This window comes from Paenibacillus sp. P4_E11, from assembly GCF_056401635.1.
This window is the reverse complement of record NZ_JBFUIX010000018.1, coordinates 1-21661: the sequence shown is the minus strand read 5'-3', so window position 1 is coordinate 21661 and position 21661 is coordinate 1. Positions and strand designations below refer to the sequence as shown.

Here is a 21661-nt window from a genome sequence, read left to right as displayed (position 1 = left end):
CCATCATCACTTTTGACGTTATTTTCCCCGAGTTAGCGAAATCCCATGCTCGGAGATTGGCGATTTCTAAGGCACCAACCGTTCAACCCCGCCCATGTATGGTCTCAGAGCAGCTGGAATCCGCACCGATCCATCCTCTTGCTGGTGGTTTTCCAGCAGAGGGATTAGGATACGTGGCGTAGCCACAGCCGTATTGTTGAGCGTGTGCGCGTACTGAAGCTTACCCTGCTCATCACGATAACGAATGTTCGAACGCCGCGCCTGGAAGTCCAACAGGTTCGAAGAAGAATGCGTCTCGCCGTAAGCTTGGCGGCTAGGCATCCAAGTCTCAATATCGAATTGCTTATACGTCTTCTGCGACATATCTCCTGTACATACCGCTACTACACGATAGGGCAGTTCCAGCAGTTGCAGAATGTCCTCCGCGTTGCGGGTAATGTCCTGAAGCATTTGCTCAGATAGCTGCTCATCATTACAGCACAACACGACCTGTTCGACCTTGGCGAACTGGTGTACCCGGTATAGCCCGCGCACGTCCCGACCTGCTGAACCGATCTCGCTTCGGAAGCAGGTCGACGCAGCTGCTAATCGGATCGGACCTTCACCCAGCTCTACTATCTCACCATTGTGGTAAGCGACAAGTGGTGCTTCCGATGTGCCGACCAGCCACTTATCATCCTCCTGAAGCGCGTATGTCTGATCCCGGCCTAACGGGAAAAATCCCGTACTCTCCAGCGCTTCCTCCCTAACCATCAGAGGAACTTCTAGTAAAGTAAAGCCACGCTGCATCAGCAGATCAACAGCCAACTGTTGAACCGCTCGATGTAGCTGCGCTCCCGCGCCCATCAAGTAATAGTTGCGGCTGCCTGCCGCCTTGACACCGCGAGGAATATCCAGCAGCCTCAACCGCTCGCCTAATGCCACATGATCGAGTGGGTCGAACTGAAACTGGGGTAACGCTCCCACCATTCGCACCTCTACGTTGTCCGCGTCACTCCTACCAATCGGTGTATCCGGCGATACAACGTTCGGGATCAGCAGCATCAGCTCCTTCTGCCTGCGGTTCGCCTCATCTAGTTGAGCTTCCAGTTCGGCCAATGTACGATTCACTTCTCGCACCGCCAATTGAATGGTTTCCCGGTCCTGGCTATCTCCCGCCCGGGCTAACTCCGCTATTTGCTTCGACTTTGCATTACGTTCCTGCCGCAAGCGTTCTGTCTCCGTAAGCAGGCTTCGCCGCTTGTCATCCCAAGTGAGCAGTTCCTCTACAGATACATCGATCCCTTTTTGTGCAGCCGTCCACTGTACCCTCTCTGCATTTTGCCGAATCCATTTCATTTCCAACATGTTCCCTAACCCCTTCCGCAGCGATTGGTCTGAAAAAACACAAAAAGCGCCCTCATCTGTTGGGACGAGGGGCGCTTCTAATCGCTCGCGGTGCCACCCAATTTGACCAACTCACATGGAGCCGATCCGCTTGGTTCTGCCATAACGGGGCAGGTTCCGGCTTACTTAGAGGGTCATGACGGACAACGTGTCGATACAACCCCGGTCGCAAACGCCTCCGAGTTGGATGCTCTTCATAGGCGGTTTGTTTCATGTTCAATTGTTGAAGTTTATTATATCCAATTGACGAGATCGTCGCAAGGGGCAGCAGAATTTGTCACCACTACTGCTCCCCGAAAAACATCTCGTGCGCAAGCGCGGTCTGGACGCGGGATTCCTCGTCGGTGAGTCGGCGAATGAGCTCCATCTCCACTTGCGTCACTTCCTCGCCTTGGAAGTTAATCTCCGCGATGGAGGCCACGATCCGAACGATGGCAATGGCCTTGTTGCCCGGGTTATAAGCGATTACCTTCTGGCCGGCCGGGAATACGCGGAAACCGCTTTTCATCATTTTACCCCGCCCGTATTCCAGCAACTCATAAATCTCCTGCTCCGATTTGAATTTGCATACCGAATTGAATTCGGTTTGGAAACCCATAGCTACCACCTCACTTTGGATTGAACTCACTACAAGTTAAGTATCGAATGAATACCGGATTTGCTGCTTCGCCTCATGACGATCGATAGCCAGTCGGATTAAGTCATCCAACAACTCTTGGTATGACTTGCCTGTTTCCTTCCAGAGCAGCGGATACATGCTGAATGGTGTGAATCCCGGCATCGTATTAATTTCATTAATCATAATGGCATTATCGGATTTGCGTAGGAAGAAGTCCACTCTGGACAAGCCAGTACCATCGATGGCCTGGAACGCCCGAATTGCCATTTCGCGGATTTGTAGGCTCAAGTCCTMTGGAAGTTGCGCTGGTATAATCATAGCAGATTTGCCATCTATATACTTGGCTTTATAATCATAAAATTCATTGGAAGGCACAATCTCGCCCGGGACCGATGCCAGTGGCTCATCATTGCCCAACACCGCAACTTCGACTTCTCTTGCCTCAATGTATTCTTCCACAATCGCCTTGCGGTCATATTGGAAAGCTTCGGCTAATGAGGCAATTAGCTCCTCACGATTTCTCGCCTTGGATATCCCTACACTGGAGCCAAGATTGGCAGGCTTCACGAAGCACGGATAGCCAAGCGATATTTCAATTTCCATCAGGAAAAAGGCTTGATCCTTCTCCCACTGGGCCTTGGTGAAACTCCGGAACACACACTGCGGAAGCTCTTCCTGGGCAAAAATTTTCTTCATCATCACCTTATCCATGCCCACCGCAGAAGCAAGCACCCCTGCTCCGACATATGGAATATTGGCAATTTCCAGCAATCCCTGGATCGTACCGTCCTCGCCGAATGTTCCGTGAAGCAGCGGGAATATGACGTCCAGTCCCCCTTCGACTTCTTGATCAGCTGCTGGCTTCGACTGCCGTGTTACTGACGCAAATAAAGGCATAATGCTCGTCTGTTCAGTTGCGATCTTCCCTTCGACCGGTTCGAATTGCAACTGCTCTTTGCGCTCAACTGGCGCATTCAGCAAGGGGCCAACTCTCCATTCACCTTGCTTCGTAATATAGAAGGGTTGAACTTCATATTTGGTATGATCGAATGCTTGAATCACAGCCATGGCTGTTTGTAAGGACACATCATGTTCGCCGGACTTTCCTCCGTAGATCAGGCCGACGCGAATTCGTTTGTTCATAGTTACCTCCGCCCATGAATATTGTTCCAGCCATTGCCTCATGTTAGTAAAACAACAACCTACACGCCCCATGGCGAAAAAGTTGTTGCAGGGCTGCCTTAATGATTGCTCGAAAAGGACTAGAACTGATCGAGAATATGGCAAAAACGATATTTGGTGTTCGGGGTCCAAGCATACGAATCCCTGTAATCCCAATAGCGGTGCTTGCTATTAACCGTATGTGCGTTGACCAAGGGCATGCCAGAAGCATCAATCGCGGTTACGATCGTGTTGTGCTGAAACCGTCCGTTCCCATCCCAGTCATAACAAATGACGTCCCCGATTGTAAGTGCAGCTGCATGATCTTGTATTTCTGCCCGAAGCCCGGATCGGCTTGTCGTTAAATGTGAGCATAGGCTGTGCGCGACCGCCCAACTGAAACTCCATAGCTCGCGTTCCTTAGCGATCCCCTGATACCACCAGCCCGTTTCCCTCTTACCAGTATAGTTCATCGGTACGTTGCCTGCAAAGATACACTGAGAAACGAAATTCGTACAATCCACTTCGAAGGGAATGTAGTTCGGATTCGCTCCGTCCCACCAAGTGTTGGCATATTCCTGCGCCTTCTTACGATTATATGGCACTGGCCGGAAGGAGCCCTCGAAACCGTAGCCAGAAATCAATTGTGGGTTCAAATAAGGCATGGAACGATTGCTGACTGACTGATGACGGAGCAGTTCCTCCTCCTGGGCTCGAATAAAAGCTTCCGAAGAGGGTGAATTCATCGACATTCTCTCTGGCACCTCGGCACTAACCGATGTAATCAGCCATTGATTACCGGAACGAGTCACTGTAAGCCGTTCCCGTTCTTTGCGCTGTTCAGTATGCTTCATGCCTCTCAGCTCATAGTCCAATGTTCGACGCATCTCGATATCGACTTCGATTCGCTCGCCCTTCTCCTTCTCGTCAACTTGGCGCAGCACAAGCCCAGTCTCATTGCGAATAGGTTTGACATTGCGTTCGCGGTGGCCCGACTGCATTCTTTTCAATCGCAACTCTTGCCTGCGTAAATAACGATCATCTCTTACTGTTGTCAGCAAGGGATCAACCTGATATCCGACTTCCAATTGATTGCGGTGGTGAATGTATTCGTAGACGGTTTTCTTCCATTTGTCTATCATTAGGAACCCCCCTACTTAACGTGAAAGGCCAGAGCCGATTAAAGCTGATATATGCGTAAGAAGACATTATCCTATATATATGAAGCGTTGTGTTCAATCATGCATCTACCCACAAAGTGATGTGACGCTTTGAAGCTTATTCCATGGCGAAGCCCCTTTGCGGGGGCTCGGAGTTTTACCCCCTCCGATTACTTTGCAGGGGGCTCGGAGATAATAAAACAGGTCAAAAAGCAGGCGCGGCATAGATAAAAAAAACTTTACGCCATTATGAGAAGAGGGTATACTGGAATTAAGGATTTATGAAATCATGTTTCATCCAGTGAAACTGATTCCGATTTATAATATAAGCTCACTTTAAGGAGGCACATCCCATGTCTAACAAGGACCATTTCTCCGTCCGGACTCAGCTTACAGTTGGCGGCAAGTCGTACAACTACTACAGCCTGAAATCCCTGGAGAGCACATTCAGTGGCATTAACAAGCTGCCGTTCTCGATCAAAGTACTGCTCGAAGCAGCTGTTCGCCAATTCGACGGACGCGCCATCACCAATGAACATGTGAAGCAAATCGCAGGCTGGGCGGAAGGCCGCGATGACAACAAGGAAATTCCGTTCATCCCTGCTCGGATCGTTCTGCAAGACTTTACTGGCGTTCCGGTCGTTGTTGACCTCGCTGCTATGCGTGATACGATGAAGCGCGCTGGCGGAGATCCTAAGCGGATCAACCCGCTCGTACCCGTCGATCTCGTAATTGACCACTCCGTAATGGTGGATGCTTTTGGTTCCAAGGAAGCATTGGAATATAACATGAACGTCGAGTTCGAACGTAATGAAGAACGTTACCGCTTCTTGCGCTGGGCGCAAACGGCATTCGATAACTTCCGTGCTGTTCCTCCGGCTACCGGGATCGTTCACCAGGTGAATCTGGAGTATCTGGCTTCCGTAGCGGCAACGAAAACTGTTGACGGTGAAACTGTCGTTTACCCGGACTCCCTTGTTGGGACCGACTCCCATACAACTATGATCAACGGTCTTGGCGTTGTGGGTTGGGGCGTTGGCGGGATCGAAGCCGAAGCTGGTATGCTTGGCCAACCGCTTTACTTCGTTACACCTGAAGTTATCGGCTTCAAGCTGACTGGCAGCTTGGCTGAAGGCGCTACGGCAACTGACTTGGCCTTGACTGTTACGCAAATTCTTCGTAAGAAGGGTGTTGTCGGCAAGTTCGTTGAGTTCTATGGCCCTGGTCTGAGCAACATCAGCCTTGCTGACCGTGCTACGGTCGCCAACATGGCTCCTGAATATGGCGCCACCATTGGTTTCTTCCCTGTAGACAGCGAATCATTGAACTATATGAGAAGCACTGGCCGCGCTGAAGATCAAGTGAAGCTCGTAGAAGCTTACTATCAAGAGCAAGGCATGTTCCGCACAGATGAAACACCTGATCCTATATTCAGCGATACAATTGAGCTTGATTTGTCTACCATCGTACCAAGCTTGGCCGGTCCTAAGCGTCCTCAAGACCGTGTCGAATTGACGAATATGAAGGAAGCTTTCAACACGATTATTCGCACACCGATTGACAAAGGCGGATACGGCTTGTCCGATGAGAAGATCGCGCAATCCGTTGAAGTGAAGCATCCGAACGGCAAGTCGACTACGCTCAAGACAGGCGCTGTTGTTATTGCAGCCATTACCAGCTGTACGAACACGTCCAACCCAAGCGTAATGCTGGGTGCTGGCCTTGTGGCGAAGAAAGCTGTAGAACGCGGTCTGGTTACACCAGGTTACGTGAAGACAAGCTTGACGCCTGGATCGCTTGTTGTTACTGAATATTTGCAAAAAGCCGGCTTGATCGAGCCACTCGAAGCACTTGGCTTCCACGTTGCTGGTTACGGCTGTGCCACTTGTATCGGGAACAGCGGCCCATTGCCGGAAGAAGTGAGCCAATCGATCGCCGACAACGACATGACCGTTGCTGCCGTCCTGTCCGGTAACCGGAACTTCGAAGGCCGCGTTCACGCGCAAGTGAAAGCCAACTACCTGGCTTCTCCTCCGCTCGTAGTCGCATACGCATTGGCAGGTACAGTCAACATCGACCTGGCTAACGAGCCAATCGGGCATGACAACAACAATCAACCGGTCTACTTGAAAGACATCTGGCCGACTAACGATGAGATCAAGGCTGCCGTTGCATCGGCACTTAGCCCGGATATGTTCCGTGCGAAGTACGAGAACGTCTTTACGCAGAACGAACGTTGGAATCAGATTCCTGTACCGAAGGGCGAGCTGTATGAGTGGGATAAGAAATCCACATACATCCAAGAGCCACCTTTCTTCCAAGGTCTTAGCCAAGATCTGGACGATATCTCGGAAGTTCATGGCGCCAAAGCGCTCGCATTGCTCGGCGATTCCGTCACAACCGACCATATCTCGCCTGCCGGTAACATCACGGTTAAGAGCCCAGGTGGTCAGTACTTGATTGAGCACGGCGTGAAGAAAGAAGACTTCAACTCTTATGGCTCCCGTCGTGGTAACCATGAAGTGATGATGCGCGGTACGTTCGCTAACATCCGCATTCGGAACCAAGTAGCTCCAGGCACTGAAGGCGGCGTAACGACATACTTGCCGAACGGCGAAGTCATGTCGATCTATGACGCATCGATGAAGTATCAAGCAGCGGACACGTCGCTCGTGGTCATCGCTGGTAAAGAGTACGGTACTGGAAGCTCCCGTGACTGGGCAGCCAAAGGAACGTTCTTGCTGGGTGTGAAAGCTGTTATCGCTGAGAGCTTCGAGCGGATTCACCGCAGTAACCTTGTGGGCATGGGCGTTCTGCCTCTGCAATTCCCAGAAGGTATTAGCTGGAAGACGCTTGGTATTACCGGAACCGAAACGTTCGATATCTCCGGTATCAACAACGGTGTTCAACCAGGCCAGACCGTTCGCGTACAAGCAACTCGCGAAGATGGCACGACGTTCGAATTCGACGCTATCGTCCGTCTGGACAGCATGGTTGACGTCGACTACTATCGTAACGGCGGTATCCTGCAAACCGTGCTTCGTCAAATTATCGCAGAAAACAAGTAAGATCCAATATGTCAAAAAGGAGTAGGACACGTCATGGTGTCCTGCTCCTTTTTTGGTTTGGGAACATCAAGTTGGTCCCTAGTCCTCCGAATTCTTGAATCTCGCAATCGCTCCGAACAGCTCGTCCAGCTTGACCGTCATACAAGGGAACTTCACAGAGGCCAGCGAATCTGTCTCATCGTAAGAAGCGGTCTAATACATATCCGCCTCCTTCTGCCAGAACAAACTGATCTACCGCTGAGTGAACGGGGTCCACAATCCAATACTCACTAATTCCGAACCGTGAATAGAGCTCTTTCTTACGGACTTTATCCCTGGAACCTGTGCTCGGTGAAAGAATTTCGACGAGTAGATCAGGAGAACCCATTATTTTTTCATTTTTCATGATGGACAGATTGTCATTCGATATGTAGATCAGGTCGGGTTGCACAATGTTGTCCACGCTCAGATGAACGTCCATAGGGGCTAACAAAATAACACCGCTTAAATGGCAGGATGAATGAAGAATAAAATATAGCTGCCCCAACAGCGCTTGGTGCGTAATCTTGGGAGAAGATAAAAAATCGTAACGTACCCCATCAATGATCTCATAACGCTCTGGTATGTCGTAAAATCCTGTCTGCTCTTTGACTACGGGTGCTAATTTACTCGTTTTAGGGTCTGACATGGTTAGCCTCCCTTTCACCTTCTGCGTGATATTCACCATTATATCATAGAGCTTTGAGGGAATTGACACACATTTCATGTGCTGCATCTGGGAATGCTAGTATAATAAGGACTATAGCAATCATGTTTCATAGCACGCTGTTAAGGGTAATGAATTCAACAACATTCACATTTCCATGAGGAGGAGAATCAGTTATGTACAACAAAATTCTTATCCCGATTGACGGTTCCCTACATGCTCAAAATGCTTTGAACCATGCCGTAGCCCTGGTGAGTAGCTTGGGGTCGCACGCACATGTGACGGTCCTGCATGTCAAAGCAACCCTCCCTATCATTGAGCCGCTTGCCGGAATAGACATATTCAAGCTTCAGGAAGATGAGGCTCAACAGATCGTCCAGCCGGCAGCTGCACAACTGACAGAAGCTAGCATCAAGCACGACTGGCTCAGCATCCCGGGCGATCCGGCCCAGACGATATGCTCGATCGCCAAAGAGAGCGGATACGACCTCATCGTGATGGGCAGCCGAGGCTTGGGTCGGTTCTCGGAAGTCATCCTGGGCAGCGTCAGCCATAAGGTGAGCCAGCACGCGCCTTGCCCGGTGTTGATTGTGAAATAGGGGTGGGAGATGGAAAAGCCTGCATTCGCAAGTTCGAATGCAGGCTTTTCTGGTGTTTACTCTTGATTAAATTTAATCTTGATTACATTTTGCTCTCGATTACAGACAAACTATGCATTACTTATTCAAAAACTGCAAATAGTGAAGCATTCTCTCCAGCATTAAAGTGGCTTGCGCACGAGTCGCATTGTCCTGCGGAGCAAATGTAGTATCCGTCATCCCTTGGATGATACCGGCCTTGATCGATTGAGCCACCGCTACTTTTGACCATTCCGAGATAGCGCCGCTATCCGTGAACTTGTTCAACACGGCAGAATCGGATTCCGCTTTGGTACCGGCGTATTGGAACGCCCTAATAATCATGGTCACCATCTGTTCCCGTGTAATCTTGGCGTTTGGTCGGAATGTGCCGTCCTCGTAGCCCCCGATGAGCTGTGCTGCTTGCGCAGCACCAACCGCGCCCGAGAACCAATCTGTTGCAGCTACGTCAGTGAAACCTGTCGCCTTCGCTTCGCTTACAGCCAACGATCGACCAAGCAGAGCCGCGAATTCCGCTCTAGTAATACTATGGTCTGGGGCGAATTGGTTGGCGGCTACGCCGTTCACAATAAGTTTGCTGGCGAGCAATTCAATATCCCTTTGCGCCCAGTGTCCGCTAATGTCGGCGAAGGTCTTGGGGTTGTCCAGGATGGTGTAGACGCTGTTGCCTTTGCGGAACAGAGTAGCCGTGGTCCCATTAAACAACGTAGGGACAGGGCTGAATGTGCCTTTATCCGGGTCATACATCACACCTGCCGAACTATTCGGATTGACAGTCGACGGCATAGCAATCGTGCGGGAGACATAATTGGTAAACGATTCAATCAGCTTCGTGCTGCCATTACTGGCTACGACAGAAACCGTGAACTCAACCGGGATCCCCAATACTTGCGCATTCAGCCCAGAGGCGGCTGCCTTTATCTCATCGTTCTGTGTACCCTCCACCCGCTTGATCGTAATCACGATTTTCTCATCACTTGCTAATCCGCCTAATTGCCTTGCTACAGCTGTCCCGAGCGGAAGGTTATACGTACCGGTGTTGGTTTGCACTTGCAACACGGTATCCGCATTCTTGGAAGTAAGCAGCTTCAGCACCTCGGCGGTAATTTCCGTTTGCACGGAATTACCCGTTCCCTTCACTTCCAGGGAGAACACATTCGTAGTGGGAGTTGCCTCAGAAGCAAGAATACCTGATACCAGCTTAGCATCTAAAGTTACTGTTACAACGCCATTCGACGAAGATTCCTTGGCTGCACTCAACAAGCTTACTGAGTTCGAAGGCTTCACAGAATCCGGTTTCACAGGAGGAGCAATTCCACCGCCACCACCACCTATGCCGCTGCCACCAGGTGTATTTGACGGGGCTGAGACGGTTACGTTCAGCAGAGTGAATTCTCCACTTCCCCCGCCGTATCCAGCGATGATGGTCATCGCCCCTGTCCTATTACTAGGCAGTGTGAAATCAAATTGGAATTGCCCTGGATTGTCTTTGCCAAGGATCGCGTCTACATGAATAAGCGAACTGCTGCTGTCCAGCATTTTGAATGTAATGTCTTTTCCCGCTGGAGAACTTCCCGTAATTCGGACGGAGGTCCCGGCAACATATGTGGAAGTACCTGTGATCGACACGGGTACGACTGCTGCATATACAGAATAAGCAGGCAGGACCGGAGTTACGCTTGCTGCAAGTAAACCCAGAATCATTCCGGGGATAAGAATCTTCTTCACGTTGTATATCATCCTTTCTCTTGTGAACAAATCGAGAATGTTGGAGGGTTTCCCCTCCAACATACTCCCTTCATTATTGCAATTTCATCGTTACGACTTGACTCAGTAATTCGGAGCCGGATGAAGAATTGATATTATCGAAGAGATACGCTTTAACAGTGTAATCCGTAAGTGGTCCCGCAATGTTGTCGAACGCTTGTGTAATTCTGGTATTCCCTACTATGTCTTGTTGAGAGGCGATTATCTGTACTGGTACATTTCCTTTGATGRGCTCGAAAATAATGACTTCTTTTCCTGCATGATCTTTTACCGGTTGAATCGTTATGACCGCAGTCAGATTCCCCGCTCCTGAAGAACTAATGCCATTAGCAGTCATTGCGAACTGACGCCCATCGAATATCCCCCCAAGTGCAACGGTGTCCTGGCTCTCGTTGGACGTACCCATCGCATTCTTGATACCGGAGACGGTGATGTTATCCCCGATCTGGATCGTCGAGCCTGTAACATCGGTAACCGTGATAGTAAGAACTTTACCATTATCACTCCATCTACCCTTGTAGCCAGCTCCCAGAACTTTCGGATTGGAAGACGTTCCGAAAGTAACAAACTGATTCACCGCAGCTGCATCCAACAGCTCACCGCTTTGGTTCGTTGGCATATCGAACGTAATGGTGATGCTATCACCGTTGCTGATGGCAGAGTTGGTCTTACTCGTATCCGCACTGGATGCGACTATGCTGGACACTCTCGGAATGTTCGCCTGACCGAAGGAACCGCCGATTACATAGGTACCAGTTACTCTGGAAGCGGCTGTAGGATCCATAATGTTAAGCGTGTCTAAAGAAATCGACCCATTATCCTTCAACGCAGGATTTGGTCCAAGATTGCCTACTGTAATGACCAATGTTCTCGAATCGACCCAAGCTGCAGTTGCATCCGTCCCCACAAGAGCGGCTAGGCTCGACACATCCAGAGTAGCACCAGCTATTCCGTTCGTATTGGAAGCGAATCTGATCGTAATCAGGTCGCCTTGCCCTGCTCCCGGATTGCCCCCATCGTTCGAGGCCGTCACACTGATTACAGCAGGAGCTGCGGTTGTCCCGAACGTTCCGTTCAGCTGCATACCGATCACAGGAGCAAGCTCCTTGAAGCCGGTAATGTCCTTGATTCCACTCCCTGCCAAGATGCTGATCGTGTCGTTAGCCTGGATGGTTGCACCAGCGGCTATTGTAATCGTCAGCTTGGTACCACTGGAATCCCATTGGATATGGGAGGCATTCAGAGCCCCCAGCGTATGTCCATTACTTACTACAATCTTGCTCAAACCATTGGTAACAAAGTCAGCATCAACACTCACGTCCGCATTAAAGCTGAACACTAGCTGATCCCCTACTGCGCTTGCGGTACCTTCATCCTTAATGTCAATTCGGCTTAATACCGGATCGATAATCGTACCGAAGCTGCCGCTCAGTGTTTGTACGGCTGCCGCCCCAGTCAGGTAAGCAATCTTATTACGGTCCATCAAATGAAGATTCGACAAATCAATCGTATCCCCAGCCTGCACGGTTGCATCTGTTCTTATCGTGATCGACAGTACGGTGCCGGAGCTCCAAGCCACTGTCGCGTTCGCACCGAGCACGTGGTTATTAGACACCACTATTTGATTGAGATCGACTGGAATGGTATCCATTTCGGTATCAAACAACAGTTGGATCGTCCCCAACGTATTCGTAGCGCTATTGCGATTGTTACTTGTGGCCAAAGCATACGTATACCTCGGAATGATAGCCGGTACGAAGCTGCCGCCCAGCACAACATTAGATGCATTAACCGGAACTGTACCTGTCGGATCCATAATGCCCAGGTTCGTGAGGTTCAGAATATCCCCGATCTGCAGGTTAGCGTAGACCGAATTCGTTACAGTACCGTAGGTCGAACCGGTAACAGAACCCCCATAAGTGGACAATGTAACCGTCAGGACACGATTATTGTTCGTCCAATTGAAGAGCGCATAGTCTCCAATGCTGCCGTACGTGCTGCCGGTAACGGTAATCAAATCTTTGGTCAGGGTTGTGTTTGGAATCGCGCCATTGGTCTTAGCATCGAACGTGATCACGATTTTATCGCCATTGAAGGTATTCAAACCATTTCCATCCACCGCAATCGCAGAAACGACATTCGGAACAATGGCCGTACCGAAACTGCCGCCTAGGGTAGGTAATGAACCTCCGTTCGCGAGTAGTTTCGTCCCGGTTGCGGCGTCGAATATGCCACCCGTTACAGTGATCACACTAGAATTGTTGATGCCCACGCTAGCACTGCCCAGCGTGATCGTTAAGATCGTACCGCTTGGATCCAACGCAAAGCTTGCACCGGTCCCAAAGTTCCCAGTTGAACTGTTTACCAACACATCATTCAGTGTAAAGCCGCTTAACTGCACTGCCGAATCGAATACAATCCTCAGCTTATCGCCTGCAGCAACTAATGCTGTACCATCACTATCGATTGCCGTTATCGAGGTAATGACAGGTGCTATTGCAATTCCGAAGTTGCCGTTTATGGCAATATCGGATATTGCGGCCAGCGCAGCTTGTCCAGACGCATCCGCAATTCCACTCGTGGCCAACACGCTGATCGTGTCGCCAGCTGCAATCGTCGGATTGCTGCCGAACACGATCGTTAATTGCGTACGCTCTAAATTCCACGAATAGGTAGGGCTTGTCCCCAGATGACGCGAGTTGCTTACTATGATTTTGTTGAAATCTACGGTTCCACCATTGGTCGGTGTATCGAAGTTGATCAGAAGCTTGTCCCCTGCGGCTGCTCCCGGCTTTCCGTCTACATTCACTGCAATTATCGAGGCAATCACTGGCGCTACTGCTGTGCCGAAGTTGTCCAGTATAGCAATATTGGATATTGCGGCCAGTGCAGCTTGTCCCGACGCATCCGTGATCCCGCTTAGTGCCGATACATTGATCGTGTCACCCACAGCTAGGCTAGGATTGCTGCCTAATACGATGTTCAAGTGAGTATTGTTAGCGCTCCATGTATAGGAGGCACCTGCCCCGAAGTTATGGCTGACGTTGTTGCCAACCGTGATTTCCGACAACGCTACATTGCCGCCCTTCGTCGGTGTGTCGAAGATGATCAATAGCTTATCTCCTGCACCAACTGTCGGCTTCCCGTCTCCATTCACAGCGTGAATCGCTTTAATGACTGGCGCTACCGCTTCTCCGAAGCTTCCTCCGATGGGAATACCAACGGTTGTCGCAGCCGTCTCTTGGCCGCCTGTTGAGTCAAAGATGAGGCTGCCGGTACTAATCGATACCAGATCCGACTTAGCAATCGTAGCACCCGCGCCGAGCGTAATGATCAACTTTAGCTTGTCGTTGCTCCAGCTCTGTGCCAGCCCAGCTCCGCCTAACGAATGACCACTAGTGAAGCTAAGCTTGGTCAAATCGACTGCTGCTCCATTCGACGGTGAATCCAGCGTCAACACCAAGGTGTCGCCCGCRCCCRCTCCTGGCWGTCCGTTGCTGTTCTTAGCTGTWATGTTGCTYACTACMGGTGCTACCGCTACGCCGAAGCTGCCGCCGATCTGCTTAGCAGGGGTTCCRGGCAAAGCAACTTGGTTCGTTGCATCCCATATACCRCTGCCGCTGTTGATTGTCAGCGTATCCTGCGTCGTAATGTTCGTTCCKRCACCCAACGTTATCGTWAGACGAAGSTTRTCAYTGCTCCAGCTYGRTGKTAMYMCGRTCGTRCCTAWCGTATGRCTGTTACTTACGRYGAAGTTGGATAAGTTGACYGTRCCACCGTTGGTTGGCGTRTCGAACACAACGACCAGTTGATCACCTGCGCCTACGGTCGGTTTTCCATCTCCATTCGTAGCGTACACATTCGTCATAGTCGGTGCTACGGCAACCCCGAAGCTACCACGGATTGCTTGATTCACTACAGCTGGAATCTCTATCGTTCCAGTTATATCTTTGATCCCATTCAACGCGGCAATAGAAACGGTATCGGTTTTTTGTATAGTAGGATTGCTGTCAAACACAATTTGCAGACGCGTGTCATAACCGTTAACTGGGTCCAGCCAATATATAGTGGGTGAATCTCCGAACGGTTTGATTCGTGTTTCAGTTCCGGTACTGTTCTTAATTTCAATCTTCGATAGATCGAATGCAGCGTGGTTCACAGGAATATTGAACACGAACTCCAGTGTGTCATCCTTCCCCACGTTTGCCGTGCCATCCCCATTCGTAGCATATACAGAGCTTAATACGGGCTTGACAATTTCTCCGAACGTGCCAGCTATGGAGCCGCCTCCGATGATTGCTGCCGATTCACCGCTCAAATCCTTGATCCCGGCGACGTTGCTAATCGTAACCGTATCTCCAACCGCAACCGTCGCGTTCGTGCCAAGCGTAATGATGAACGACTTCCCATCCAGGCTCCATGCAGCCGTCGCCATTGTTCCGAATGTGTGAGTGGAGCTAAGTGTAATATTGTTCAACACGCTGGTTGGGTCAGGTTTACTCGTAGCAGCCGTGAAATATACCGTTACTTTATCGCCCTGATTCGCCCCGCCATTCCCCGTATCGTTCGTAGCTGTAATCGTGTCGATCACCGGAACAAGTCCAATTCCGAAGGTCCCGTCAATAACAGCTGAGATCACAGGGATGCTTCCTTCATTCCCCGTGTTCTTCAACGCACCGGCAGTAATAACGACACTATCGCCTTTACGCACATCAATGCCCGTGCCACCTAAATGAATGGTCATCTCGGATGCCGTATTCCAGACTACCGTAGCGGATGATCCGAAGCTTCCCGTTCCACCTAACGCTTTATTCAGACTAACCACCGATGCCAAATTAGCGTCATTGATAGCTTTGTTGGTAGGGATGTCGAAATATACTTTGATCGTATCCGTCGCCTCAGCCCCTGCCCCGCCTGCAACATTCGCCGCATAAATGCCAGTAGTTCCAATACCTGCCGTAGTATTAATGACGGGTACTTGGCTGCCGAAGCTGCTCGTTATCTGTGTGCTATAGATCGCACTAAAGGCTGTTTCCAGGGATGGGTCCATAATGCCTTGACCTGTAGGATCAAACTTGATCATATCGCCCTGCTGGATCGTCGCATCGGAACCTAACGTGACCAGCAATTTACCATTATTCTGCCATACTGCACTCGCTCCGTTCAGCGCTGTGCCTATCGTATGTGCGCCTTCATTAACAATAATATTAGCAAGCGCGGCAGTACCGCTTTTCTTGTTGATCGGTTGGTTAAACGTAATTTCAAAGCTTTGCGTACCTTGACGATAAGTCGTGTTGCCGTAAGCTACGGTTGTCGCGGCGCTAATACCAGTCGGCAGTTGCCCTGCACCGAATGAAGGTGCTATCGCGGTTGCCGTACTCGATAAGGTTGCTGCACCTTCCGAGCCTATATTCATCAAGGCGTGGCCATTCAAGCCCAATTGATCATAGTCAATCGTCACTGTGTAATTCGAATTGGCAAATACTGTCGCGTCCGAACTCAGCTCAATCTCCATCGTCTGGTTGTCACTCCAACTTACCTGGGAACCCCCCCAAGTTCCTGAAGACAACACAATTGCATTCAAGTCTGAGGTTGTAATCGATTGGTTAGTCGGAATATCGAAGTGGATTTTCACCAAATCGCCTGCATTAKGCCCTACCCCTAACCCATCATTTGTAGCGGTTACGCTCACTAATGTCGGTTTCAATGAACCAAAGCTTCCCCCGATTGCCTTCGTAATGGGGAGAATAGCTGTTTTTTCAAGGGAAAAGTCCGATAAACTCTCTCCACTCGGATCATAGGTAATCGTATCCCCAACGACAACTGTAGCGCCCGCACCTAACGTTACACGAAGGACTGTGGAGCTTTGCCACACTGCACTTCCACCGACAACGCCCAGACTGTGGCTGTTATCCACAGACAGCTTGCTGAACGTTGCTGTCATTCCAGCCGTTTTATTCGTTGGTGCATTGAAGGTAATATCGAAATATTTGCCATCCGTACGGTACGTCGTGTTATCGTAATTCGGGGCGGCTGACAGCATCGCAAGATCTGCGTTTCCGAATGTACCCTGATCGATAGCATGGGCAGCTGTACTAATGGCACTACCTGAAACACTCTTCAGACCCGCAGCCTTCTCAATCGTTATCGAGTCATTCTTGTGCAACACAGCTCCGGCACCCAATGTTACAATTAAAGTATAATTATTTGCCCATTGTACGCCAGGCGTGATCCCTAATGATTTCCCTGCCGGTACCTTAAGCACATCCGATACGTTGGCCAATGTAACATTTGTAGGCCCATTCGTTAGTGTATCGAACACAATCGTCAGCGTATCCCCAGCCCCTGCACCATTCAGCGCTCCGCCATTCGCAGCCGTAATGCTTGTGATGGCAGGAATTTGCAGATGTGCGAACCAAGTATTGAACACTTCAGGAACACCGTTGGCATTCTTCGCATCAATGTAATCCACATATATAGGATTATTGAAGGAAACCAACAACGCAGGCGGTACTGCTGCCGGATTCGACGCCGATGTAACCGGCTTGAATTGCCCCTTGAATACACCCGTGTTTAAGTCACTTTCCAATAAGGTCAATTCATAACCATTAAGATCATCATCAGAGCTAACCCAAACTCTCGCCTGTTCAGCCACATCAGGATCTATATTCAGATCGGAATCTGTCAATGTTACTTCTATGACCTCCTGACCCCCTACATTCAGACGATCATAACTAATACTACCTGACATATAATCTTTGCGCTTCACGGTAGCCGTTACAGGCTGGTTGAACTGGTTGGTGTGATTCACAATATCTGTATACGTAACGGTAAGGTCAGTAAGGTTAGCTGCTGCGATTGCGCTTCCGGGAACACTGATCGTATCCGCAATTGTAAACACACCTGTGAATACACCACTATCTAAGGTTTCATTCAGAGTAACATTGATCATATTTAGATTGATAGGGTTTGTGACCTGGACTGAGATTGAATCGATAGCCGTATTGATATAATCAGCATCGTTAACGGTGACTTGGATCTGTTCTCCCAGAACGGCTGTCGTCTTATTCAACGAGATCGTTCCGCTGATATGGTCTTTGCGCGTAGTCGTTTGGGTCAAGGTTGTGACGAATCCCGCACCATCACGAACATCCTGATAAGCAACCGTAGCGACACCGCCGTTAACAACTCCAATGTGCCCGGCCCCCGAATTTGTTGCATTCTGCATCTTGAAAGTGCCGCGGAACACGCCGGTATCGGGACCTATCTCAGTTAGCGTCACAGTAATGCCCGCAGGACTGATCGCAGAGGTAACTTTTACAGTTGTTGTCTCTCTCACACCTGAGTCCACATTTAAGTCATTATCCGTCACGGTCACCGTAACGTCCTCGTCGTAAGCAGCATTCGCTGGAGAGATCGACATCGTAGAGCTTGTGAACGCTTTGTTCACCAACATTTTGGTTATCGTAGCCGGGGTGTTGTCCGCTCTTTGCGCATCAGCATATTCCAGATAGATCGGCTGATTGTTCCCAGAGCTAATTTCATTTCCCACTGTAAATACGCCTGCGAATACGCCGGAATTAACTCCGGTTTCGGTCAAGGTAAGCGTATAGCCCGGGCTGCCCGCAATTGTTGTAACGTTAACGGTTCTCGACTGAATCGTGGTCTTGTCTGTATTCAAGTCATCATCCGACAATTCCACTCGGATCTCTTGACTATTACGTACCACATGGCTGATCATAGCCTGCGAGACGTTATCGAACGTCTGGAATACGCCGGTCGTATGGTCACGTCGCTCCACATTGACTAGGACGGGACTCATTTGATTCGGATCAGCGAAGCTTGGATCCAGAATCGTTACGATGCCGCCATTCGCTACCTTAATATCGTTCAATAAAAGGGAAGACTCTGCTGGATCGACCAACCTCAAGTTTGCTTCGAAAACCCCAGTGTTCTCTCCAGTCTCAATCAAGGTAATAGGAAGAGGATTTCTTACGCCTGTCTCATTGCTAGAAACAGCTGTTACCTGAACGGTATTCTTGACGTTCGGGTCCGTATTATAGTTCGCTCCTTGACCCGCATCCGTCACCCGGATTAGCACCGTTTCTCCGGCTGCGGCAAAATTCTTGTCTACCGACAATGTTCCTGTTGTGGCTGCAAAGGCTGTCTGCGTGTGCATCAAGGGCAGCATGGACCCTACCAGCATCGCAGCACCTGTTAACCCGCTGATCGCCTTTTTCTTCTTCGGTCCTGCTTCCTTCTCACGTCTCTGTTTCATAACCTTCAATCGGGATTGTTCAAGTTCTCTATCAGACATAATTGTAGTTTCCTCCTAAATGGTAGTCCAAATGGTTAACAGCGTTTCTTGCTCTACGGTATTCATGAATTCTTGAAACATTTGATAGGTTTCACGCTCATACTCGATAATAGGATCAAGCTGAGCATAATTCCTTAGCTCAATCCCGATTCTGACGTCTTCGGCCGACTCGAGATACTGGGTCCAATTCCGATCCAGTGACCGAATAAAGGCTAGTCGTTGCAGTTCTAACGCATTTCCTTCGTAACACGATTCCTTATCCTCGTAATACCTCATCAACTGCTGCAAAATGACGGAGACCAGCTCTTCCGGAATCATGTCGTGCATGCGTTCAATATGAAGCGACCTCTTGTAAGGGAATACCTGGCTAAGATTCATTAGTAACCCAACGATATCCCAATCCTCCGGAAGTGTTCCCGGGCAATATTCCACCACCTTGCGTTTAATCGTTTTCTCAATCATGGCATGGATCTGTGATGTACAATTGTCCGTCTCCAGCATTTCAGTTCTCATCGTATAGACGGTTTGTCGTTGTTGGTCGAGAACCTGGTCATAACGCAACACCCGTTCTCTTATTGCGTACATCTCGCCTTCCACTCGTCTCTGGGCATCCTGGATACCCCGAATATAGCGCTGATCCTCGATGATGGTCTGGTCTTCGCGCTCCTGCTCGACCAGCTCATTCAACAAAGAATCCGGATAATAACTTTGCAACAATTCATCCTCGAAGGAAACGAAGAAGCGGGAGCTTCCACGATCTCCCTGTCTGCCGCTTCGACCTCGTAACTGATTGTCAATTCGCTGAGAATCATGTCTAACTGTACCTAAGACATAAAGTCCACCCAACTCCTCTACACCAACCCCCAACGTGATATCCACACCACGTCCGGCCATATTCGTGGAGATCGTCACAGCCCCATGCTGACCTGCCAGCCGAATAACATCCGCCTCTTCCTTATAGTTCTTGGCATTCAGTACCTGATGGGGAACCCCTTCTTCCCTTAACCTAGCACTAAGCAGTTCCGACTTCTGAATGTTGGCGGTCCCTACCAGGATCGGCTGCCCTCTGACGTGAATGTTTCTTATTTCTTGGACAAGTCTAGTAACCTTTGCTTCTTCGGAAATGAATAATAGATCCGGATGATCGATACGGCGAATCGGCTTGTTCGTCGGGATCGCTACGACGTGTGTGCCATACGTTTTGCTGAATTCATCTTGAACCTCAACCGCAGTACCGGTCATTCCGCTAATTTTCCCGTACATTCGAAAGAAGCTCTGCAGGGTAAGGGTTGCTAGAGTGGCGGGCTGTCCCATGACCATGATTCGTTCCTTCGCTTCGATTGCTTGATGCAACCCTTCTACGAACCGTCGCCCGAACATCAACCGTCCGGTATTGGGATCCACAATGACGGCTTCCGTATGCCCCTCATCATTCGCAGCGAGAACATAGTCAACGTCTTTTTGCATAATATAATGGGCTCGGAGCGACTGTGAGATTTTATTGTAAAGATCCACATTGTCTATATGCATCAAGTTGGTGAGGTTCAAGACATTCTCGCATCGATCAACCCCCTTCTCAGTGAGAATGATTTGTTTGGTCTGCTCGAACAGCTCATAATCCTCGTCAGCGAAGTCCTTGACAATGTTGTCTATGAAATAGTAATAATCCGTGCCTTTCCCGGGTTCGTCCGAGATAAGCAACGGCGTGCGAGCTTCATCGATCAAGATACTATCCACTTCATCGAGAATGACGCAGTTGAGCTTACGCTGGACCCGATTAGCCAGTGTCATGACCATATGATCCCGCAAATAATCGAATCCTAGCTCATAATGGGTCGAATACGTAACATCGCACTCGTATTGGGCTTGCTTCTGAGCTATGGACATGTTGCTCTCGATACAACCGACAGTAATACCCAGGAAACGATAGACGCTGCCCATCTCTACGCTGTCACGCTCCGCCAGATAGGAATTGACCGTAACCACATGCACCCCTTCGCCTGACAAAGCATTCAGATAGGCGGCGAACACAGCAACCGTCGTCTTCCCTTCGCCTGTCTTCATCTCGGCAATATTGCCTTCATGTAGGACAATCGCCCCTATGAGCTGGACATCATGAATGCGGTACCCCAGCACCCGGAAGAAAGCTTCCTTCACCAGGGCATAGGCCATTGGTAACTGTTCATCAAGGGATAGCCCCATCGACACGTTTTGCCGCAGGACTTGGGATTGTTTGATAAGATCGTCATTCGACTCATTCTGAAGTTCTCTATGTACACTATTAATTTGAGACACTAGAGGCTTGTATTTAAGTAGATTACGATCCGTATAGGCCCTCCGGTATGTATCACGTATGAATCCAATCATGCTGTCATTTTGCCCCCTGTAGGTCTAATGCGGGAATCACAACCGTTGCACTAATGACCCCGCCTTGTAGACGTCCTGAATATTGGGTTTTCCGAATAGGTAATTAACACTAACCTTATCTTGAATATAGGCAAAAATAAATCCCCCGAACGGGGGATTTAGGTCTTTAGATGGGGGATAAAGGGAGGGGCATTTCACCCTCAATTGAAGCCGATCATCACAAGAGCATAAAACGAACCTGTAATACTCACGATGAATCGATAGCTTCAAAAGTCGCCATACAGCGTGCGGGCGCGAGCTATGAATACGAACCAGCCAACACGACTATAGTGGAGTTGGGCTCTGGATGATTGCAAGTTCAGTAGGCTAACAGGAAAAGCTCCCGGTAATCTGCTGGAAAGAGTAGATGTATAGATCTAACTGGAATTCCTCCATGTAAATTGTCGCTTTGCCCTGATTGCGGGGAATTCGTTGAATTTAGCAGGAGGAAATC

General features: G+C 49.6%; 9 protein-coding genes and 1 pseudogene. 2 read left to right on the top strand and 8 right to left on the bottom strand.

Annotation, left to right across the window (positions count from 1 at the left end):
• Positions 1-66: 66 nt before the first annotated feature.
• From serS to AC1DWB_RS09690, 4 genes are all read right to left on the bottom strand, one after another.
• Positions 67-1347, bottom strand: a complete 1281-nt coding sequence (serS, locus tag AC1DWB_RS09705; RefSeq protein WP_477540850.1) for a serine--tRNA ligase — start codon at positions 1345-1347, stop codon at positions 67-69.
• A gap of 322 nt (positions 1348-1669) precedes the next feature.
• Complete coding sequence (locus tag AC1DWB_RS09700; RefSeq protein ID WP_477540849.1) at positions 1670-1984, bottom strand: hypothetical protein; 315 nt, start codon at positions 1982-1984, stop codon at positions 1670-1672.
• 36 nt (positions 1985-2020) lie between these two features.
• Positions 2021-3148, bottom strand: coding sequence for a D-alanine--D-alanine ligase (locus AC1DWB_RS09695; RefSeq protein WP_477540848.1), 1128 nt, complete (start codon positions 3146-3148; stop codon positions 2021-2023).
• A 119-nt stretch (positions 3149-3267) separates the two neighbouring features.
• A complete protein-coding gene (locus AC1DWB_RS09690; RefSeq protein WP_477540847.1) occupies positions 3268-4308 on the bottom strand; it encodes an amidase domain-containing protein in 1041 nt (346 codons plus the stop codon).
• A 371-nt stretch (positions 4309-4679) separates the two neighbouring features.
• On the opposite strand from AC1DWB_RS09690, the gene acnA reads away from it, so the two are divergent.
• A complete protein-coding gene (gene acnA / locus AC1DWB_RS09685; protein WP_477540846.1) occupies positions 4680-7394 on the top strand; it encodes an aconitate hydratase AcnA in 2715 nt (904 codons plus the stop codon).
• A 175-nt stretch (positions 7395-7569) separates the two neighbouring features.
• Here the strand turns inward: acnA and AC1DWB_RS09680 are convergent, their stop codons facing one another.
• Positions 7570-8061, bottom strand: coding sequence for a Uma2 family endonuclease (locus AC1DWB_RS09680; protein WP_477540845.1), 492 nt, complete (start codon positions 8059-8061; stop codon positions 7570-7572).
• A 194-nt stretch (positions 8062-8255) separates the two neighbouring features.
• Here AC1DWB_RS09680 and AC1DWB_RS09675 point away from each other — a divergent pair, with 194 nt between their 5' ends.
• Positions 8256-8678 carry a universal stress protein gene (locus AC1DWB_RS09675; protein WP_477540844.1) on the top strand — a complete coding sequence of 141 codons (423 nt, stop codon included), beginning with the start codon at positions 8256-8258 and terminating at the stop codon, positions 8676-8678.
• 117 nt (positions 8679-8795) lie between these two features.
• Here the strand turns inward: AC1DWB_RS09675 and AC1DWB_RS09670 are convergent, their stop codons facing one another.
• The 3 genes and pseudogenes from AC1DWB_RS09670 to AC1DWB_RS09660 all read right to left on the bottom strand — a co-directional run bounded on the left by AC1DWB_RS09670 (position 8796) and on the right by AC1DWB_RS09660 (position 21168).
• Positions 8796-10445, bottom strand: a complete 1650-nt coding sequence (locus AC1DWB_RS09670; protein ID WP_477540843.1) for an S-layer homology domain-containing protein — start codon at positions 10443-10445, stop codon at positions 8796-8798.
• A gap of 73 nt (positions 10446-10518) precedes the next feature.
• Positions 10519-18801, bottom strand: a pseudogene (locus tag AC1DWB_RS09665) (beta strand repeat-containing protein).
• Between the two features lie 15 nt (positions 18802-18816).
• Positions 18817-21168 (bottom strand): preprotein translocase subunit SecA, encoded by a 2352-nt coding sequence (locus AC1DWB_RS09660; protein ID WP_477540842.1) that lies wholly within the window; start codon positions 21166-21168, stop codon positions 18817-18819.
• Between the last annotated feature and the right edge of the window lie 493 nt (positions 21169-21661).

What these genes read in the sequence shown, in the direction of transcription:
- AC1DWB_RS09675 (WP_477540844.1), top strand. Translation starts at nt 8,256, where the DNA reads ATGTACAACAAAATTCTTATCCCGATTGACGGTTCCCTACATGCTCAA.
- serS (WP_477540850.1), bottom strand. Translation starts at nt 1,347, where the DNA reads ATGTTGGAAATGAAATGGATTCGGCAAAATGCAGAGAGGGTACAGTGG.
- AC1DWB_RS09690 (WP_477540847.1), bottom strand. Translation starts at nt 4,308, where the DNA reads ATGATAGACAAATGGAAGAAAACCGTCTACGAATACATTCACCACCGC.
- AC1DWB_RS09660 (WP_477540842.1), bottom strand. Translation starts at nt 21,168, where the DNA reads ATGATTGGATTCATACGTGATACATACCGGAGGGCCTATACGGATCGT.
- AC1DWB_RS09680 (WP_477540845.1), bottom strand. Translation starts at nt 8,061, where the DNA reads ATGTCAGACCCTAAAACGAGTAAATTAGCACCCGTAGTCAAAGAGCAG.
- AC1DWB_RS09700 (WP_477540849.1), bottom strand. Translation starts at nt 1,984, where the DNA reads ATGGGTTTCCAAACCGAATTCAATTCGGTATGCAAATTCAAATCGGAG.
- acnA (WP_477540846.1), top strand. Translation starts at nt 4,680, where the DNA reads ATGTCTAACAAGGACCATTTCTCCGTCCGGACTCAGCTTACAGTTGGC.